Genomic DNA, 18,038 nt, shown 5'->3' with positions numbered 1-18,038 from the left:
CTTCAAACCTCTTCGCATTTGCGTCAGCCAATGCGTTTCCTCAACGACGGCCCGCCGATGGCGGGGCGCACCGCTTGCCGGGCCGTCGTGCTTTTTTCCTCCTTTGGCAACACCAGCGACATCAGGAAAGCGATTCGATATGCGTCGAATGCGCGTAGACCTGACCGAAGCGATTCGCCAGGAAGTCCGGCAAGGCGATCTGTTCCTGACGCACGAAACCGCGCTGCGGGAGTTGCTTCGCGAAGAACATGTCGACGGCCGCGCAAATGGCCGACGCCGTCGTGATCTGGATGGCGCTCGCGCTGTGACCGTTGTTGCGCTCTGCGAAGATCTTGCGCGCGAACACTTCCTGCGTGAGCACACCGCGACGCAGTCCGTTCACCACCACGAAAATAAGCACCACGTCCTGCAAGGTGCTTGGAATCGCGCGCTTCAGGATCGTCTTGATCGTCTCCTGATCCTCCTTCAGACGCAGCTCGTTCAGCAGCACCTTCATCAACGCACCGTGTCCCGGATAGCGCACCGACTTGTAGTCGAGGTCGCGCACACGCCCGGCCAGCGTTTCGCATAACGTGCCGAGACCGCCCGAGGTGTTGAAGGCCTCGTATTCCACCCCGTCGAGCGAGAAGTGTTCGAGGTCTTCGAGCGGCTGCACGCTCAGCCGCGCGCCGTCGCGAATCGCCTCGCACGGCTGACAGTATTCGTTGATCAGCCCGTCGACGCTCCACGTCAGGTTGTACTTCAACGAGTTGGTCGGAAAGGCCGGAAGCGCACCCACGCGCATCTTCACCGAGTCGACGCGGTCGAACGCCGCCGCCAGATGATGCGCCGCGATGGCGATGAAGCCCGGTGCGAGTCCGCACTGCGGCATCAGCGCTGTCGACGCGCCTTCGGCCAGTTGCGCAATCGCATGCGTGGCTGCTACGTCTTCCGTCAGATCGAAGTAGTGACAACCGGCCGCCGCGGCGGCGGTTGCTGCGCTCGTGGCCATGGTGTACGGCAAGGCGTTGACGACAGCGTCGAAACCCGTAACAGCGCGTTGCAATGAGCCCGTGTCGTTGCCGGTAAGTTCGACGAATGCGTGCGCGTATTCGCGCACCGCTTCATAGGACTGCGCGTTGCGGTCGAACACCGTCACCCGGTAATCGCCACTGTCATGCAGCAAACGCGCGATGGTCTGGCCGATGTGTCCCGCACCCAGCAAGGCGATCTTCTTCATGTTTTCCCCCATTTCAGGAACGTCGGTCGATGCGTCCACACCGTATGAGGCGGGCCGCGCCAATGCCTTAATTCTAGGGAGAGGTACGGATGAAATGTAGCGTCAAATCGACGATATCTACAATATTTATGACGAAATGACGAATTATGCTGCCGATACTGCCATCTCACGGATACCGCATCGAGACATCGATGTCGGGCAAGTCACGCCGGAGGTTTGTCCAACGGCGCACGATTCGCGCACTGATGAGCATTTTTCGAAAGCTCATGCCGATCACACCCATCAATAATTCCACTCACCCACCGCATCCCGCGTGGGTTTCGCCTCCCTGACCCATCTTTCCCAAACATGGCTTCCGATCGATCCGGCACGACGGCCAGCGTCTCCGCTCAGACACGCAATCGCTACGATCGGCTGAGCCGAACGATGCATTGGCTTTTTGCGTCCGCCATTCTCTACACGCTGGTCGCCGGATACGCGTTGCACATCATCGACGACTCGCATCTCTGGCACATCGTCTCGATCACGAACATGTCGATCGCCACGGTGCTGCTCGTGTTGTTTCCGGTTCGCTGCGTCTGGGCTGCGATCCGCACCTCGCCTGCCGAAATCGCCGGCGTCTCCAGAGCACAGGGGGCACTCGCGAAGTGCACCCACAAGATGCTTTATTACCTGACCGGTCTGGTGCTCGTGAGCGGCTTTCTGATGGTCCCGCACGGCTATCTGCTGTTCGGCCTCTGGTACATCGAAACGCCCTTCGACGACGAAGTCATCACGCAACACTGGTTCGACATTCACCGCTACGCCTGTTACGCGCTTGCGGGTTCGGTGGCCTTGCATATGGCCGCCGTCGTCAAACATCAATGGATCTCCAAGACCAATGTCGTGCAACGCATGACATGAGCGCATGGGCGCCCGATTTCGGGAAGCCTCCCAAACGCAACGAGTGGGTTAACTGTCAAGATTCAGACATCCACTCTCAGAAAAACCGAAGTGTCGTGACAAGCGCTGTGATAGCGAATCCGCGCATTTCGCCTCGGAAACGTCCGACATCAGAGAGGCGTACACGGTGCCACGACGGTGCCACGCAACGTCGAGTCTCTAATATTTTTTGGAGTGCTATGCAATTCTCCGCCTCATCGTCCGCAAAGTCGCTTTTTGCGATGACACTGGCCGCCGCGGCTTCGACCGCAGCCTACGGCCACGGTGCCATCGAATCGCCCATGGCGCGACAGTACCAGTGCAAGCTCGACGGCGGGCACTGGCAGTCGTCGGACGGCTCGGCCGTACCGAATGCCGGGTGTCGCGCCGCCTGGCAAATCCTCAAGGACGAGAATCCGCATCGTCAGTTCGACCAATGGAATGAATTCGCGGGCTTCGCCCCCAATCAGGGGCAGAACCTCGAAGATGTCAAGCGCACCATCCCGAACGGTTTGCTGTGCGCCGGCGGCGACCCGACCAAGCGCGGCATGGATGCGCCGCAGAGCGCCGGCTTCCGCAAGACAGAAATCCAGAACGGCAAGATGACCCTGACGTGGTACGCCACGGCCACGCACAATCCGTCGTTCATGCGCGCCTTCATCACGAAACCCGGCTGGCAGAACACACAGCCGCTTCGCTGGGAAGACCTCGAACCGATCTATGAAGGCGAGACGCCGATGCCGGTGGACGATCGCTATCGGTACGAGCTGCAACTGCCGCCGGGCCGCACGGGCGACGCCATCATCTACAGCATCTGGCAACGTCGCGACTCGGGCAACGAGGGCTTCTACAACTGCGCAGACGTGACGTTCAAGGGCGACGGCGGACCGCCGCCATCGCCGTGGCATTACAAAGGCCCCTTCGTCACACCGAGCCTGACGCCGGTCGCGGGCGACAAGGTTCGCTTCCGAGTTCTGGCCGGACCGGGCAAGCAGGAGATCGTCGACGAGCGTATCGACATCACGGCGCAGAACCTCTCTTCGTGGACGTGGACCTTCGCCGAGGCGATCAGCGCCAAGCACGGTGCCATCGTTCAGATCGGCAAGAAGAGCGACAGCGATGTAATCACGTTCGATCGTAACGACATCCCGGGCAATGCCTCGTGGGCGACCGACAAGAACGCCGTCGCCGTCACGAGCCTGATTCCGGGCGGTGGCGATCCCGATCCGGTGGCACCGCCAGAGGCAAGAATCTCGGGCGCGTCGACGGTCAAGCCGGGTGAAACGCTCACGCTGACGAACGCCGGCACGAACGGGCCGAACTATCGCTACGACTGGCACGTGCACGGCTTCACGCCGATGAACGGCACGGCTTCAAGCTGGTCGGGGCAGGCACCGTCTGCACCGGGCAAGGCCACGGCAACGCTGGTCGTGACGGATATCGAAGGGCGCACTTCGCGCGCGTCGCACGACATCACGATTACCGGCGACGGCGGTGGGCAACACCCGGTCTGGCCGGCCGGACTGGGGTCGTACAAGGCAGGCGATGTCGTGACCGGACTGGACGGTCAGGCGTGGGCGTGCAAGCCGTTCCCGCACGGTGCGTGGTGCAACATCGCGCCGAACACAACGCCGTCGCAGTGGCCGTATGCGCCGGGCGGATCGGGCGTGCCTGCGGACGAAGCACAGCGCGCATGGAAACTCGCCAACTAAGCGCGGCGTTGGCCCTGACCGGACGTTGATCGAACGTTGATCGAACATCGACCGGACATTCGCGGCCCGAGTCCCGGCGGCACGTCGACGGCATTGTCGTCTTCGCCGGGATTCGCGCGGTCGTTGGCATCATCAGGAGTCTCGATTTGTCATCCTCCCCACGCCCCCTTACGTCCTACCGCCTTCATCGCACACCCGACCGACGCGCGCATCAAGCAGGCTTCACGCTGCTGGAGCTGCTGGTCGTGCTGCTCATCATCGCGTTGCTCGCGGGTTACGTCGGTCCCAAGCTTTTCTCGCAGGTCGACCGCGCGCGTGAGAAGACGGCCGTCGCACAAATGAAGTCGCTTTCCGACGCGCTCGGCCAATACCGGCTCGACATCGGCCAGTACCCGACCGAGGAGCAAGGCTTGCAGGCGCTCATGGCAGCACCGGCGGGCGTCGAGCACTGGCAGGGGCCCTATCTCGCCAAGGCACTGCCCAACGATCCGTGGGATCACCCGTACGTCTGGAAGAATCCGGGCACCAGTCACGACGTCGAGATCGTGACCTACGGCCCCGGCGGTGAAGGCGATACCGCGAAAGCCATCGTCTATGGCTTCTGAGCACGGACGTCACGACATGAAGCCGATTGCCCATGCCGCCGCCGCTTTCGCAATCGTCATTTCGATGACGTCGACCCCCGCGCTGGCCGATTGCTGGGACATCGCCGCCGACCGTTATCAGCTCGACCCGCTACTGCTATACGCCATCGCCCAGGTCGAATCGAATCTCGACATGAACGCCAGCAACGTCAATCGCAACGGCACCCGCGATATCGGGCTGATGCAGATCAACAGCATCCATTTGCCGACGCTCTCCCGTTACGGCGTGACCGAGCGCCGGTTACACGAAGACGCCTGCGCGTCGATCATCACCGGCGCGTGGATTCTCGCAGGCTTCGTGCGTCAGTACGGTTACGGCTGGGAAGCCGTGGGCGCGTATAACGCGGGCACAGGACCGGCACGCGCCCCGCTGCGCCAACGCTACGCCGACAAGGTGCGCAAACGTTATGCCGTGCTCGTGGCCGAACGCGACCGACGCATGACGCTGGCAGCCTGTCGCGCGTCCGGCGACGAAGCAAGTTGCGACAACGCGGCGGCCGCACGACGATGAAGACGTTCGAAGTTCGGGTCATTCGCGGTGCACAGGTGTGTGTCGAGCGCATCGACGCGACCGATGCCACGCAAGCGCGCCTGCGCCTCGAAGCCGACGGGTGTCACATCGTGTCGATACGCGCGACCGGTATATCGCTGATATCGCTGCGTTTGCCGTCCCGTCGTCCCCCGTTCGCGCTCGCGCTCTTCGCGCAGGAGCTCGGCACGTTGCTGGAGGCAGGGCTGACCGTCGTCGAAGCTATCGAGGCGCTGAGCGAGAAGGCCTCGCGCGCGTCCGACAAGCAACTGTTCGACGCCCTGCTGCACGCGATGTACGAAGGTCAGTCATTCTCATCGGCGCTGAGCCGCGCCCCTCACGCGTTCGCTCCGCTGTTCGTCGCCAGCGTCGCCGCCTCCGAGCACACGGGCCAGCTCGCCAGCGCGTTACAGCGCTACCGGCAGTACGAACATCACATCGACACGCTGCGCAAGCGCCTCCAGTCCGCGATGATGTATCCGGCCATCGTGCTCGCAGTGGGCGCAGTCATCCTCGTCTTCCTGTTGTTCTACGTCGTGCCCCGCTTCGCCGGGGTACTGCAATCGTCGCTTCACCTGCCGGCCTCGGGTCGTTTCATGGTCTGGTGGGGCGCGCTGGTCGACGCCCACGGCCCGTGGCTGCTCTCGGGCCTGAGCCTCGTGGTGACGGCGTTCGCATTCGCTGTGCGCTCGCCGTTCGTGCGACGGCACTGGCTGGCGGTCCTGTGGCGTCTGCCGAGGCTTCGCGAGCAACGCGAGCTATTCGTCCTCACCCGCTTCTACCGGACGCTGGGCATGCTGCTCGGCGGCGGCATGCCGGCCGTCGACGCCATCGCACTCGCCAGCAGTCTGCTTCCGCACAGCTTTGCGGCGGCCAGTGCGGACGCGCTCGCGAAGGTCCGCGCAGGCGTGCCGATGTCGGACGCCTTCGAGCAGCATGGACTGACGACCGCCGTCGCGGTACGGCTGCTGCGCGTGGCCGAGCGCGGCGGCGGCATCGACGCGATGTGCGAGCGCATTGCGCAGTTCCACGACGAGTCGCTGTCCCGGGCGCTGGACACCTTCAGCAAGGTCTTCGAACCGCTGCTGATGCTCGTGGTCGGCGGCGTGATCGGGCTGGTCGTCTTCCTGCTGTACATGCCGATCTTCAGTCTGGCCGACAGTCTCCAGGGATAGCGCGATGAATGCGATGACATCGACGACGACCACCTTCGCGGCGCAGCTCGTCACATGGCAGCAAGCCGCGCGCGATGCCGGCGAGTCTCTTGACGATTACACCGCGCGCCTTCTCCTTGCCGACAGCGCGCAGCTCGACACTGTGGCCCGTGCAGCGGATGTTGTTCCGCTCGCGCCCGATTCTCCTGAGATCGGGTCGCTGGCCCAGCGCATCCGCTTCGACCTCCTGTCGCTTGCCGACGCGGTACGCCATCGTGTGCTGCCGGTGTGCGTGGACGACGTCGGCTATCTGGTCATTGAGCGGCCGTTCGATCTCTCCGTGCGAAGCTGGTGCGTCGTCCATCCTCTCGCCAGCCGTCTGCGGCCTGCCATGACGATGCCCGGCGTCGTGGCCCGAGCGCTCGACGAGGCGGAACGCCGCGAGCGGGTACTGGAGACGTCCGCCGGTGCCGACGACACCACGGACACGCTGCGGCACGCCACCGAGATCTCGCGCGCCAGCATCGCCGGGCATGACGACGCCGTCGTCCGTCTGGTCGATGCCGCGCTGCTCGACGCGTTACGTTCGCGCGCAAGCGACATCCACGTCGAGACCACCGCCGACGGTCTCGCCATCCGCTACCGGATCGACGGCGTGCTGCATCTGGTCGGGCGCTGGTCCGGCAAGGAGGACGCCGAACAGGCAGTGTCGCGACTGAAGGTGCTTGCCGGGCTGGATATCGGCGAGCGACGCGTGCCGCAAGACGGTCGCTTCAAGGCGCGAATCGAAGGCGGCGACATCGACTTCCGCGTCTCGGTCATGCCAAGCATCCATGGCGAAGACGCCGTGCTCCGAATCCTCGACAAGCGCCACCGAAATGCCAACCTCACGTTCGCATCGCTCGGGCTCGACGACCACACGGTGGCGGGCATTCGCGCCACGCTTGCCAAACCGCACGGCATGCTGCTCGTCACCGGCCCGACGGGCAGCGGCAAGTCCACGACGCTCTATGCAGCGCTGGCCGAGAGCAACACCGGCGAGCGCAAGCTCATCACCATCGAAGACCCGGTGGAATACGAGTTGCCCGGCGTGTTACAGATCCCTGTGAACGAGAAGAAAGGACTGACGTTCGCGCGTGGCCTTCGTTCGATCCTGCGCCACGACCCGGACACGATTCTCGTCGGTGAGATTCGTGACGGCGAGACCGCGGCGATTGCCGTGCAGGCAGCGCTCACGGGGCATCTGGTGCTCTCGTCGCTGCACGCCAATTCGGCATTCGGTGTGCTGGAGCGCTTCCTTCACATGGGTCTCGATCCCGCGAGCGTGACCGAGGCGCTTCAGGCGATCGTCGCCCAACGGCTCGTGCGACGTGTCTGCGAATCGTGCGCCACCCTCTGCGCCCCGCCTGTCGACGTATCCGCCGCCCGTCAACTCGACGCTCACGAACTCACCGGCGGCAGGTGGCGGCAAGGTGCGGGGTGCGACGCTTGCCGCCACACCGGCTACGCAGGTCGCATCGCTGTGGCCGAAGTGCTGACGCTGGACGATGCGATTCAGGCCGCGCTGCTGCGACGCGCGTCTGCCGCACAGATGCGCGACATCGCCCGCAACAGCGGTCATGTCCTGATGCAGGACACAGCGCTCGCCGCCGCACGTAACGGACTGACCACTTTGCAGGAGATCACCCGTGTCTTTGGGATTTCGTGATCACGTCGTGCTCGTGGAGCGCGACGTCGTGTATGCGGCCTCTCGCGCCGTCAGCCTGCCGGGGCGCAACGTCGAGGTCTGGCGAACGCGCATCGATGCGGGCGGCGCGGAGGGTTGCGCGCAATTGTTCGATAAGTTGCCACGCGGGCGTCTCTCCCGCTTCGACCGGCTCCATGTACTCGCCGGTTTCGGCATCGCGCATTACCGCGTGGTGCATTGGCCCGAGGGTGCCAGTTCGCTTGCCGACCTCAGAGCGCTCGCGGCGGCGGCATTCATCGAACGTTTCGGCGACGCCGCACGCCGGTGGACGATCTCCATGACGCCGGGTGTCTTCGGCAGCCCTCACATTGCAGTGGCCGTCGACAGCGACTGGCTGATGGCCATGAAGGCACTCGCCGAGCAGGCCCGCATGCGTTGGGTATCGTGCCGTGGCGTGCTGCACGAGGTCGCGCGACGCACGCTCGATGCCAACACGGCAAACGTCACGATTGCCGTGCGTCACCCGCACGGGTTGTCGTGTCTGTTGCGACGCGACGGTCGGTGGCAGGACGCGTGTGCCTTGTCGTCGACGGGCTCCACCGTGTCGCATACGTTGACCAGCGTGCCGTCGCTCTGCGGTGCCTCTCCCGCCCCTGTTCGGATGTTCGACGCGTCCGGCGGGGAGGCACGCTGCGACGACGCCACCTCTCCCGCCGCGTCGCCCCATCCGTGGTTGTGGGAGACGGCATGAGGCACGTCTCGCGCTGGCGACGTCGGGCCGCCATGCCCATCGAATTGCGCGACACCCGCACCCGCGTCCGATGCATCGCCGTCGTCGTCATCACAGCGGTCCTCGTCGGTGCATGGCAACTCTGGCACGACGTGCAGGCCTTACGCGTTGCGCGACAACAGACACAGACGCTGACGCACGCGCTAGCAAGTGCCGAGCAACGTTGGCGTCGTGAAACGCGCGCTGGGCAGGCTGCCATGGCAAGCGGTGAGTCATCGACATCGACCGCGCTGTCCCTCATCGACCGACTGGGTCCCGCGCTTTCGCCCGACGTCGCGCTGCGCCGCCTCGAAGCGACGCCCGCCACGAATACCGTGACCCTCGCGTTCGAATCGCGGGACGTCACCAGCATGATCGCGTTCGCCACGCGGCTGGAACCGATGTTCGACATTCAGTGGCATCGCAGCGCGCCGAAGACGACTGCCACCACAAGCGTTGTCGAAGCGTCGATGACCCTCAAGCTGCGTGAACGGAGGGGATCGTGAATCGTCGTCCGTTGTCTCCCGGCGCTCACTCGCTCGACGCCTACATCGTGCGCGTCAGATGGCGTTTATCGGCCGCCGTCGATTGGGCTGGGGCGAGTGCCCTATGGGGGCTTGCTGCGCTCGTGATCGTTGTTGTGGCCAAATTCGCATGGCTCGCACCGGCGCTGCATCGCGAGCATCAACAGATCGACGCCAGGCAAGCCGAACTGGCGAGGCTGACGCAGCGTGTATCGGCGGCAGCTGCATCCGATTCGGCGAAACAAGCGGCCGCCGGATCGCCGCCGGGATACGCGCTAGCGCTCGGCAAGGTGTTCGATGTGCTGGACGGGAGCGGCATGCAAGTCGCGGACGTGCAGTATCAGATTGCACGTCCGCGCTCGGCGAAGGACGGACGCCCCCATCTCGTCGTGACGCTGCCAGTCGTCGGCACCTATCTCGACATTCGCCGCGCGCTGGGGCAGTTGAGCACGATGCCCGGCATCGGTATCGAAGCGCTCATCCTTGAACGCAAGCAGGTCGCAGACGCTCGTGTAACGGCCCGCCTGCGGCTCACGCTCCGGGAGGACGACGCATGAGTTCGCGCGCGTCTCGCCTCATCGTCTGGGGATTGCTCGGGATCACATTGCTCGTTTGCGCATGGCTCGCGTGGCGGGACCGCAGTGTGCAGGACGACGGCTTACAACTCACGGCGAGGTCGCCGACCTCAGCATCGAAAGCGACGCACGCCGCTCGCGCCGATGCGCCCGAGGCGTCGGTGCCTCCCGACCTCTTCCCCCCGCACCCGTGGAATGCGCCGGCGAAGGCGACCGTGAGCGCACTACCGCCGGTCAGGCCCGCTTCGCATCCGCCCACTGTGGCGGCACCTCTCTTCGAAGTCGCCGCCGTATGGCGCTACGACGCGCAGCCACCCATCGTCGTGCTCGCGCAGCAAGGCCACAGTTGGGTGATGTGCGCCGCCTGCGATGCGCCGGGACGCGTACGACCGGGCGACACCTTCGCCGGTGGCTACCGGCTGGATCGCATCGACGCGCATTCGCTCGTCTACACGCTCAAGGCCATTTCGCGAACGACAACGCTGGCATTGCCTACCCCCGATATGCACGACGTGCCCGCCCGCTGATCACCATGTTCAAGACGTACGACCGCTCCATCGCCTCTACCGCCTCTACCCCCGTCACGCCCGCCAAGCTCACGCGACTGGCGTTGCTCTGTCTCGTCCCGCTGCTCGGCGCGTGCGCCACACCGCGTGCTCTGTCCGACAGCGAAGCCGCCGTTGGGCGGGGCGACCTCACCGGTGCCGTCACCCTGCTATCAACACGACTGCTCGAAGATCCCGAGAGCATCGAGTTGCGCACCCGTTACCTTTCGCTGCGTCAGCAGCTCACTGCGCAGTATCTGCAACGCGCTGGCGACGCCATGACGCAAGGCGACGACACACAGGCACGGCATTGGCTGGCACAGACACGTCAGCTCGATCCCTCGAACGGCATGGCAGCGCAAATGCTCGACCGACTGGAGACGCAGGCGCGTCTGCGCGACCAGCTTGTCGACGCGCAGGCGAAGGCCTCGGTCGATCCTCAGGCCGCCATACAGATCGTCTCGCGTGTGCTGCGCCAGTTGCCTGACTGGAAGGAAGCGACCGCGCTTGCGAGTCAGCTGCGCGACGCCACCGATCACAAGACAACCGACAACGCGCTCAGCCCCGCGTTTCACAAGCCCGTCTCCCTGAACTTCAAATCGCGACCGCTGACGGAGATCTTCGAGATGATCTCGCAGATCACGGGCATCAACTTCGTGCTGGATCGCGACATCGATGCGTCGGCCACATCCGGTCTGAATGCGACGAGGACCACCGCCGAAGACGCCATCAATCTCCTGCTCGCCACCAACCGGCTCGAGAAGCAGGTGCTCAACGCGAACACGCTGATCGTGTTTCCTGCAACCGCCGAGAAGCTCGGCCAGTACCGCTCGCTGACGGTGCAGACGTTCTTCCTGAGCTACGCCAACGTCAAGCAAGCCGCCGCACAGATCAAGCAGATCCTGCGGCCGCGCGACATGTACGTGGACGAGCGTCTGAGCGCGATCACGGTGCGCGACAGTGCCGAGGCGGTCGATGCCGTCGCCCGCTTGGTCGAACTGATCGACCTGCCGACGTCGGAAGTCACGCTCGACGTTCAGGTGCTCGAAGTCATCAACGACGGGTCTCTCAATCTCGGCATCGACTATCCGTCCGGCGTGTCGCTGAATCTGTCGGACAGCGTGAAAGACCCGTCCGGCGGTATTTCGCTAAGCAACCTCGGGCGTTTGAACGCCGACGCGCTTACGCTGGACTTCGCCGGGCCGCTCGCGCGCCTGAACCTGCTGCAAAAGGCGAACAAGACGCAGATTCTCGCCAACCCCCGCATTCGCGTTCGCAATCACGAGAAGGCCACCATCAGCATCGGCGAGCGCGTGCCGGTGGTGAGTACGACCAACGCGAACGGCGTGGTCACCGAATCGGTCAGCTATCAGGACGTCGGCCTCAAGCTCGATGTGGAGCCGAGCGTCAGCCTGAACAACGAGATCGTCATCAAGGTCGCGCTCGACGTGAGCAACATCACGAATCAACTGGAGACCAAGGGGGGTCTCATCGTCTACAACCTGAGTGCGCGTGCGGCGAAAACGACGCTCAGTGCACGCAACAATGAGACGCAGGTGCTGGCGGGGCTGATCAATCGTCACGGTCAGGACAAGAAGGCGGGGATTCCCGGGTTGAGCCAGATCCCGTTTCTCGGGCGTCTCTTCGGCGGCGAGAGCAACGACTCGACGACCACTGAAGTCGTGTTGCTCATCACACCGCGTATCGAGCGCAGCCTCGCGCTGCCTGCCTCGCGCGTGAGTCGCTTCGACAGTGGCACGGAGCAGCGCCCCGGCGAGCAACTGCGCCTCGGGAATACGACGCACATGGTCATCTCCAACGGCACGAGCGGTGCTGTGCCAACCACAGGCGGCAATCGGCCCGGCGCCCTCCCGCCGCCGTTCGCAGCGCCATCGCGCAACTGGCGGCCGGTCCCACCACCGCCGCCGTCACTCGGCACCGATGCGCGACCCGCGTCGGCTCACCGGCCAGCATCGGCCTCCGATTCCACGACGTGGGCCGCGGATGCCGCGAAGGACCACGCTCCCGGCGCGCAAACGCCGCCCGGTGCCCGCGACGACGCGTCACCTGCCGTGATGGGTGGCAAGACGTTCGGGCCGCAGCCGCAAGGGAAGTGAGCGTGATATCCCGCATTCGTCATCCAACGGGAGAGCCTTCGTCGCGTGCGGCGCAACGCGGCTTCACGCTGATCGAGATGAGCGTGACGCTCGCGCTGCTGGCGTTGCTCGCAAGCGTGGCCTTTCCACTCACGCAGATGGCGCAGCGCCGGGTCCAGGAGGCCGAGCTGCGCCGGTCGCTGCGCGATATCCGGCAGGCCATCGATGCGTATCACAAGGCGTCGGAAGGGGGGATCGTCGCGCGCAAGGCCGATGCCACCGGCTACCCGCCCGACCTCACCGCGCTGGTTGACGGCGTGCGTGACGCGCGTGACCCGTCCGGCTCGCGTCAGCTTTACTTCATGCGTCGTCTACCACGCGATCCGATGTGTCATTGCCCGTCGCTCAGCGCCATCGAGACGTGGCGTGTGCGCAGCTACGACAGCCCGCCCGACGCGCCGTCCGAAGGCGACGACGTATTCGATGTCTACTCCTCCAGCGACGCCGAGGCACTTGATGGCACGTTCTATCGCGATTGGTAAGGTTGGTAAGGCAAGCCGCCCGCGCATTCGTGCGGTGCCGAAAATGCGGCAGAGGCGGCAGCGCGGATTCACGTTGATCGAACTGCTGGTGGTGCTGGCGATCATTGCATTGCTGCTCTCGATTGCCGCACCGAAGTATTTCCGTCAGTACGACAAGGCACGCGAGACGGTCATGCGTCACAACCTCACTGTGCTGCGCCATGCGCTCGACGACTATCGGGACGATCGCGGCGAAGCGCCTGCATCGCTCGATTCGCTCGTCTCCGACCGCTATCTGAAGGCGCTGCCCCTCGATCCGATCACAGGGCGAACCGACACCTGGCGGCTCGTTCCGGGTGACGACGACCAGCCTGCCGAGGTGCACAGCGGTGCGACCGGGCAAGCGCTCGACGGGAGCGACTATGCGACGTGGTAGCGCCAACCGCGCGACGCGCGTGGGCCGTCTGCATGCGCAACGCGGCAGCGCGTATTTCGGCATGCTCGTCGCGGTGGCGATCTTCGGGCTGATGCTCACACAGATGGCTGCGTTGTGGACGTCTCAACGCCAGCGTGAGCGCGAAGCCGATTTGCTTGCCAAGGGAGACGAGATACGTCGCGCCATCGGCAGCTACTACACGTCCGGTCCGGCCGCGGGTCGATACCCACCGTCGCTGGACGATCTGGTCGTCGACAAACGACAGGCACGCACGCTTCATCACTTGCGACGCGCCTATCGCGACCCGATGACGGACAACGAATGGCGCACGGTGCGGTCGCCGGACGGCGGCATCATGGGAGTGTTCAGCAGTGCTACGGGAAAGCCGTTCAGGCAGCAGGGATTTAGCGAAGCCGATAAGGCATTTGCCAATCAGAGCAGTTATGCAGGATGGGTATTTCTGTACACGCCGCAAGCAGCGCGACGGTGAACGGTGGACGTTCGGCAGACACCGATGGCTTGTTGGTTCTGTCGGCGATTCCTTTTTACGGCATTCATGTGTCATGAAAATGAAATTGCGGACATTTTTCGGGACGTGCACCGAGACGTTGCATCGAGCAGACATCGCATGCGTCTTTTCGTTAAGACACCTATGGAATTCCGGTTTGGTTCGATATAGTTCGGCCCGAACCCACGGGGCGCCCGTCCACAGGCGAAGGGTTCGAATTGATTAATAAGTTTTCGATAGAGGATTCGACCGATGAAAAAGACGCAACTGGCCGCCGCACTGGCTGGCGTGATCGCAGCCGCTGCAGCAGGTGCTGCGCATGCGCAAAGCAACGTTTCGCTGTACGGTGTGCTCGATGGCGGTCTGGCCTACGTGAGCAACGTTGGCGGCAGCAAGAACTTCACCACGGCTGACGGCCTGCAATCGGGCAACCGTTGGGGCCTGAAGGGTTCGGAAGATCTGGGCGGCGGCACGTCGGCCATCTTCACGTTGGAAAACGGTTTCAACATCACGAACGGCGCACTGGGTCAGGGTTCGCGTGAATTCGGCCGTCAGGCATTCGTCGGTCTGTCGAACAAGACGTACGGTAGCGTGACCATCGGACGTCAGTACGACTCCGTGGTGGACTACGTGAGCGGCCTGACCTCGGCCAAGCAGTTTGCAACGAAGCTCGGCGCTCACGTCGGCGACGTTGACAACCTGTACAACTCGTTCCGCATCAACAACTCGATCAAGTACACGAGCGCCAACTACGCCGGCTTCTCGTTCGGCGGCCTGTATGGCTTCTCGAACCAGGCCAACAGCGGCAACGGCACGGGCTTCTCGAACAACCGCGCATGGAGCCTGGGCGCGAGCTACGCCAACGGCCCGTTCAAGTTCGGTATCGGTTACCTGGAAGTCGGTACGCCGAACGGCGCGAACACCGGCGGTGCAGTGGCTGGCGACTACAGCGGCGACTTCTACTCGGCCAAGATCGGCACGGCAACGGTCGGTGTGGACAAGCAACGCGTGTTCGCCACGGGCGGCAGCTACAAGTTCGGCCCGGCGAACGTCGGCTTCATCTACAGCAACACGCAGCTGAAGTACGTGGGCGGCACGGGCGCACGCGTGTCGAACTACGAACTGAACGGCACGTACAACCTGACGCCGTCGCTGCTGCTCGGCCTGTCGTACACGTACACGGACGCCAGCACGCGTAGCGCCACGCTCGCCAACCTGAGCCCGAAGTACCACCAGGTCAACGCCGCAGTGGACTACCTGCTCTCGAAGCGTACGGACGTGTACCTGGTCGGCATCTATCAGAAGGCGGCTGGCGACGCGACGGGCGCATCGATCAACGGTGCGGGCGGTGCGTCGAGCACGAAGACCCAAACGGCTGTGATCTCGGGCCTGCGCCACAAGTTCTAAGCCAACGTCTTCGCGAGATGTTTAGTAGTTGATTGAGCTCCAGTATTTAAGGGAGTCCCGAAAGGGGCTCCCTTTTTTTCGTGGGTTGGTCTGGCGTTGGTGTCGTTTCAAGCCGATGGATTCGGTGGACCTGTCAAGGTTTACAGGTGCATAAGCGATGGTCTGCAACTAGATTGAAGAGGCGTTACCGGCTGTTTTCCTGATTCGCGTGCGCTTTGTGAAGATCGTGCACATCCGAAAATGTCGTTCTGATTTTGATTTGGATCGGAATTCATCATGGCAAACATTAGTATTCTTCGCGTCACCAAGCCGATCACTCGCTCGTCAGAGGGTGAACTTGAATTCGTAGGGACAGGATTCACGGGCGCATCGAAGGTTCACTTCATCGACCCGGCGGGAAAGAAGTTCACCGCAAAGAGCTTCAACGTCATCAACGACGAAATGCTCACCTGCGTTTGCCCGGTATTCAGTGAGAGCGGGTTGGCAAAAGCGTACATCACCGTGAACGGCGTGGATTCAGCCGCTGACAAAGAAGGGCCACTTTCCGCCTCGAGCGCTAGCGACGAATCGGACCTCGATGCACGTACCCTCACATACACCCTTCCCAAACAATTCGCGAACGAGTTTGAAGTTCTTCCGTTGGGCTTCGGACCGAATGATCCGAGGCCAAAGATTGGACTTCCTACGTAATTAGGCGTTCAGTGATAACTCGGTTGACGCGAATATCGCGGGCTTGCCAGAGCATCACGAACCCCACACTTTTCGGAGCGTGGGGTTTTGTTTCTTTCAGCGCCCATTCGGTTCGGCCGCCGTCGCTATGTCGCCGCATTCGGTCAACCTGTCACGGTTGACAGGTGCACAAGCGACGGCTGGCAACTACATTGGAGACGCGCAGGTCGCTGATTTCTTGATTCTCGTGTGCGGTGTGCAAGTTACGCACGCTCCGAAATGCTATTCCAACTTGGACAGGAGTTCGTCATGGCAAACATTTCTGCTGTGAATGTTACTGAGGCTGTCACTCGCTCTTCGGAAGGGGAACTCGAAATCAGAGGGACAGGATTCACCGGCGCATCGAAGATTCACTTCATCGACCCTGCGGGAAAGAAGTTCACTGCAAAGAGTTTCAACGTCATTGACGATGGAAAACTCACCTGCGTTTGCCCGGTATTCAGTGAGAGCGGGTTGGCAAAAGCGTACATCACCGTGAACGGCACGGATTCAACCGCTGACAAAGCGACGCCGCCTGATACTTCAGGGCTCAATCTCAACAGGCGCACTCCGTCGCGCTTCCTCGAATGCCAACTTCCCCGGCAATTCGAAAACGAATTTGAGGTTCTGCCGCTGGGCTGCGGACCCAATGATGCGATGCCAATTCACGGATAACTTCTTGACTTGTCGAAGGTTCGGCAACTAGGTGCTCGGCGCGTATTCCGCCAGATTACTGCGTCATCACAAACGCCACGCTTTTCGGAACGTGGGGTTTTCTCTGTTTGGTCGCGTTACCCCTTGCATCTTGCCGAATACAAGTTCGGTCCGGCTAATGTCAACTTCCTCTGCAGCGGTGCACAGCTGAAGTGCGTAGGCCGCGCGAGTGCGCGCATAGCGCCGGGAACACGAGAGCGACGCTTATGAGCAAAGCAACATCTGCCCCCAACTTGACCGGGCAAATGCCACTGAATTAGTATCGCGGCTGAAAACTACGTACCAGCGGGTGCGAAAAACGTAGCGCCGCCCGGGCAACCGGGTCCCACCGGGAGTGGGAGTTCTGCGACATGGCAGATAGAGAATCCCGCATGCGACGGCCACCTTTCGGTGGCCGTTGGTTTTTGTAGCGCGCCGCCTGTCCTTCCCAACCTCGAAAAATACGGCGTAAAGCACTTTGTGCCCCGACGTTTCGACACACCGTTAGCGCAATTTCGGCTTGCATCTTGCTAAAGTTTGAGTAGACTCAATACTGTACAAAAATACAGTATTTCGCATCGACTGGAGGAGCACAAAGTGAATCAAACTGCCAAAGGGCTTTTCGATGTCCAGCTCGGGCCGGAAGCGTTGAGTGCCGTCGCACAGGACACCGGGCTCGGGCGCATGTCGTTGGACAAGACGTATCACGGTGATTTGAGCGCCACGAGTCAGGGCGAGATGCTGGCGTTTCGCAGCGGCACGCCCGGCTCCGCCGGTTACGTCGCGATGGAAACCGTGCGCGGCACGCTGCATGGACGCAATGGGACGTTCGTCTTGCAGCACAGCTCGACGATGACGCGCGGTGTGCCCACACAGTCGATTACCGTCGTACCCGATTCCGGCACCGATGCGCTGACTGGCCTGACCGGTAACCTCGTCATCGAGATCACCGACGGGAAGCACGCTTACGACTTCAGCTACGCCCTCCCTGACGATCCGTCCTCCGCAGGAGAAGCGACATGAGCCATCGAGGCCGCGATCGCCAGATCGACAACATCGAGTTCAACGTCACCGACATTGCACGCAGCAAGGCGTTCTACGGCAACGTGTTCGGCTGGGCCTTCACCGACTACGGCCCGACGTACACCGAATTCACTGACGGTCGCCTCACAGGCGGTTTCACGACGGGAGAAGCGGTTCGCCCCGGCGGCCCGCTGGTGATCCTCTACGCAGACGACCTCGCCGAAACACAGCGCCGTATCGAAGCCGAAGGAGCGACGATCAGCCGTCCCGTGTTCTCGTTCCCCGGCGGTCGCCGCTTTCACTTCCTCGATCCCGATGGCTACGAACTCGCTGTCTGGTCGGCAGCGGCGTAGGCTGTAAGCGTCAG

20 protein-coding genes are annotated in these 18,038 nt (G+C 62.9%); 19 read left to right on the top strand and 1 reads right to left on the bottom strand.

Annotation, left to right across the window (positions count from 1 at the left end):
- Positions 1 to 121 precede the first annotated feature (121 nt).
- A complete protein-coding gene (locus PAQ31011_RS07360; protein WP_150575203.1) occupies positions 122 to 1,219 on the bottom strand; it encodes a saccharopine dehydrogenase C-terminal domain-containing protein in 1,098 nt (365 codons plus the stop codon).
- Between the two features lie 348 nt (positions 1,220 to 1,567).
- Between PAQ31011_RS07360 and PAQ31011_RS07355 the strand changes: the two genes are divergently transcribed.
- The 19 genes from PAQ31011_RS07355 to PAQ31011_RS07270 all read left to right on the top strand — a co-directional run bounded on the left by PAQ31011_RS07355 (position 1,568) and on the right by PAQ31011_RS07270 (position 18,024).
- On the top strand, positions 1,568 to 2,122 hold the full coding sequence (locus PAQ31011_RS07355) for a cytochrome b (RefSeq protein WP_150575202.1): 555 nt from the start codon (positions 1,568 to 1,570) through the stop codon (positions 2,120 to 2,122).
- A 260-nt stretch (positions 2,123 to 2,382) separates the two neighbouring features.
- A complete protein-coding gene (locus PAQ31011_RS07350) occupies positions 2,383 to 3,852 on the top strand; it encodes a lytic polysaccharide monooxygenase (RefSeq protein ID WP_174990011.1) in 1,470 nt (489 codons plus the stop codon).
- 146 nt (positions 3,853 to 3,998) lie between these two features.
- Positions 3,999 to 4,457 (top strand): type II secretion system major pseudopilin GspG, encoded by a 459-nt coding sequence (gspG, locus tag PAQ31011_RS07345; RefSeq protein ID WP_150575200.1) that lies wholly within the window; start codon positions 3,999 to 4,001, stop codon positions 4,455 to 4,457.
- Positions 4,447 to 5,007, top strand: coding sequence for a transglycosylase SLT domain-containing protein (locus PAQ31011_RS07340; protein ID WP_246179430.1), 561 nt, complete (start codon positions 4,447 to 4,449; stop codon positions 5,005 to 5,007). The genes gspG and PAQ31011_RS07340 overlap by 11 nt, the downstream gene beginning before the upstream one ends.
- Positions 5,004 to 6,200, top strand: a complete 1,197-nt coding sequence (locus tag PAQ31011_RS07335) for a type II secretion system F family protein (protein ID WP_150575199.1) — start codon at positions 5,004 to 5,006, stop codon at positions 6,198 to 6,200. Before PAQ31011_RS07340 ends, PAQ31011_RS07335 begins: the two co-directional genes overlap by 4 nt.
- Positions 6,201 to 6,204: 4 nt before the next feature.
- Positions 6,205 to 7,887, top strand: coding sequence for a GspE/PulE family protein (locus tag PAQ31011_RS07330; RefSeq protein WP_150575198.1), 1,683 nt, complete (start codon positions 6,205 to 6,207; stop codon positions 7,885 to 7,887).
- On the top strand, positions 7,868 to 8,617 hold the full coding sequence (locus tag PAQ31011_RS07325) for a hypothetical protein (protein WP_150575197.1): 750 nt from the start codon (positions 7,868 to 7,870) through the stop codon (positions 8,615 to 8,617). Before PAQ31011_RS07330 ends, PAQ31011_RS07325 begins: the two co-directional genes overlap by 20 nt.
- Positions 8,614 to 9,141, top strand: coding sequence for a hypothetical protein (locus PAQ31011_RS07320; RefSeq protein ID WP_150575196.1), 528 nt, complete (start codon positions 8,614 to 8,616; stop codon positions 9,139 to 9,141). Before PAQ31011_RS07325 ends, PAQ31011_RS07320 begins: the two co-directional genes overlap by 4 nt.
- Entirely contained in the window at positions 9,138 to 9,716 is a 579-nt protein-coding gene (locus tag PAQ31011_RS07315; RefSeq protein ID WP_150575195.1) for a hypothetical protein, read from the top strand. The genes PAQ31011_RS07320 and PAQ31011_RS07315 overlap by 4 nt, the downstream gene beginning before the upstream one ends.
- Complete coding sequence (locus PAQ31011_RS26325) at positions 9,713 to 10,261, top strand: hypothetical protein (protein WP_174990009.1); 549 nt, start codon at positions 9,713 to 9,715, stop codon at positions 10,259 to 10,261. The genes PAQ31011_RS07315 and PAQ31011_RS26325 overlap by 4 nt, the downstream gene beginning before the upstream one ends.
- A gap of 5 nt (positions 10,262 to 10,266) precedes the next feature.
- Positions 10,267 to 12,396 (top strand): secretin N-terminal domain-containing protein, encoded by a 2,130-nt coding sequence (locus PAQ31011_RS07310; protein WP_174990007.1) that lies wholly within the window; start codon positions 10,267 to 10,269, stop codon positions 12,394 to 12,396.
- Positions 12,397 to 12,398: 2 nt separating this feature from the next.
- Positions 12,399 to 12,917 carry a type II secretion system protein gene (locus tag PAQ31011_RS07305; protein ID WP_246179428.1) on the top strand — a complete coding sequence of 173 codons (519 nt, stop codon included), beginning with the start codon at positions 12,399 to 12,401 and terminating at the stop codon, positions 12,915 to 12,917.
- A 43-nt stretch (positions 12,918 to 12,960) separates the two neighbouring features.
- Complete coding sequence (locus tag PAQ31011_RS07300) at positions 12,961 to 13,332, top strand: type II secretion system protein (RefSeq protein WP_150575797.1); 372 nt, start codon at positions 12,961 to 12,963, stop codon at positions 13,330 to 13,332.
- The gene (locus tag PAQ31011_RS07295; RefSeq protein WP_150575193.1) at positions 13,319 to 13,822 is read left to right on the top strand and encodes a type II secretion system protein; all 504 of its coding nucleotides are present in this window, start codon (positions 13,319 to 13,321) and stop codon (positions 13,820 to 13,822) included. The genes PAQ31011_RS07300 and PAQ31011_RS07295 overlap by 14 nt, the downstream gene beginning before the upstream one ends.
- 270 nt (positions 13,823 to 14,092) lie before the next feature.
- Complete coding sequence (locus tag PAQ31011_RS07290; RefSeq protein ID WP_150575192.1) at positions 14,093 to 15,247, top strand: porin; 1,155 nt, start codon at positions 14,093 to 14,095, stop codon at positions 15,245 to 15,247.
- A gap of 276 nt (positions 15,248 to 15,523) precedes the next feature.
- Entirely contained in the window at positions 15,524 to 15,937 is a 414-nt protein-coding gene (locus tag PAQ31011_RS07285) for a hypothetical protein (protein ID WP_150575191.1), read from the top strand.
- Between the two features lie 288 nt (positions 15,938 to 16,225).
- Positions 16,226 to 16,630 (top strand): hypothetical protein, encoded by a 405-nt coding sequence (locus PAQ31011_RS07280; RefSeq protein ID WP_150575190.1) that lies wholly within the window; start codon positions 16,226 to 16,228, stop codon positions 16,628 to 16,630.
- A gap of 615 nt (positions 16,631 to 17,245) precedes the next feature.
- Positions 17,246 to 17,671, top strand: a complete 426-nt coding sequence (locus PAQ31011_RS07275) for a DUF3224 domain-containing protein (protein ID WP_150575189.1) — start codon at positions 17,246 to 17,248, stop codon at positions 17,669 to 17,671.
- Positions 17,668 to 18,024 (top strand): VOC family protein, encoded by a 357-nt coding sequence (locus PAQ31011_RS07270; RefSeq protein ID WP_150575188.1) that lies wholly within the window; start codon positions 17,668 to 17,670, stop codon positions 18,022 to 18,024. Before PAQ31011_RS07275 ends, PAQ31011_RS07270 begins: the two co-directional genes overlap by 4 nt.
- The last annotated feature ends 14 nt before the right edge of the window (positions 18,025 to 18,038 follow it).

The organism is Pandoraea aquatica, assembly GCF_902459565.1.
Classification (GTDB): domain Bacteria; phylum Pseudomonadota; class Gammaproteobacteria; order Burkholderiales; family Burkholderiaceae; genus Pandoraea; species Pandoraea aquatica.
The sequence above is the reverse complement of the archived record's forward strand: the minus strand, read 5'-3'. Positions and strand labels throughout refer to the sequence as shown.

Bases quoted from the DNA above. Each gene is read 5' to 3' on its own strand.
- PAQ31011_RS07360 (WP_150575203.1), bottom strand. From the start codon at position 1,219: ATGAAGAAGATCGCCTTGCTGGGTGCGGGACACATCGGCCAGACCATC.
- PAQ31011_RS07355 (WP_150575202.1), top strand. From the start codon at position 1,568: ATGGCTTCCGATCGATCCGGCACGACGGCCAGCGTCTCCGCTCAGACA.
- PAQ31011_RS07350 (WP_174990011.1), top strand. From the start codon at position 2,383: ATGACACTGGCCGCCGCGGCTTCGACCGCAGCCTACGGCCACGGTGCC.
- PAQ31011_RS07340 (WP_246179430.1), top strand. From the start codon at position 4,447: ATGGCTTCTGAGCACGGACGTCACGACATGAAGCCGATTGCCCATGCC.
- PAQ31011_RS07335 (WP_150575199.1), top strand. From the start codon at position 5,004: ATGAAGACGTTCGAAGTTCGGGTCATTCGCGGTGCACAGGTGTGTGTC.
- PAQ31011_RS07330 (WP_150575198.1), top strand. From the start codon at position 6,205: ATGAATGCGATGACATCGACGACGACCACCTTCGCGGCGCAGCTCGTC.
- PAQ31011_RS07320 (WP_150575196.1), top strand. From the start codon at position 8,614: ATGAGGCACGTCTCGCGCTGGCGACGTCGGGCCGCCATGCCCATCGAA.
- PAQ31011_RS26325 (WP_174990009.1), top strand. From the start codon at position 9,713: ATGAGTTCGCGCGCGTCTCGCCTCATCGTCTGGGGATTGCTCGGGATC.
- PAQ31011_RS07310 (WP_174990007.1), top strand. From the start codon at position 10,267: ATGTTCAAGACGTACGACCGCTCCATCGCCTCTACCGCCTCTACCCCC.
- PAQ31011_RS07300 (WP_150575797.1), top strand. From the start codon at position 12,961: ATGCGGCAGAGGCGGCAGCGCGGATTCACGTTGATCGAACTGCTGGTG.
- PAQ31011_RS07295 (WP_150575193.1), top strand. From the start codon at position 13,319: ATGCGACGTGGTAGCGCCAACCGCGCGACGCGCGTGGGCCGTCTGCAT.
- PAQ31011_RS07290 (WP_150575192.1), top strand. From the start codon at position 14,093: ATGAAAAAGACGCAACTGGCCGCCGCACTGGCTGGCGTGATCGCAGCC.
- PAQ31011_RS07285 (WP_150575191.1), top strand. From the start codon at position 15,524: ATGGCAAACATTAGTATTCTTCGCGTCACCAAGCCGATCACTCGCTCG.
- PAQ31011_RS07280 (WP_150575190.1), top strand. From the start codon at position 16,226: ATGGCAAACATTTCTGCTGTGAATGTTACTGAGGCTGTCACTCGCTCT.
- PAQ31011_RS07270 (WP_150575188.1), top strand. From the start codon at position 17,668: ATGAGCCATCGAGGCCGCGATCGCCAGATCGACAACATCGAGTTCAAC.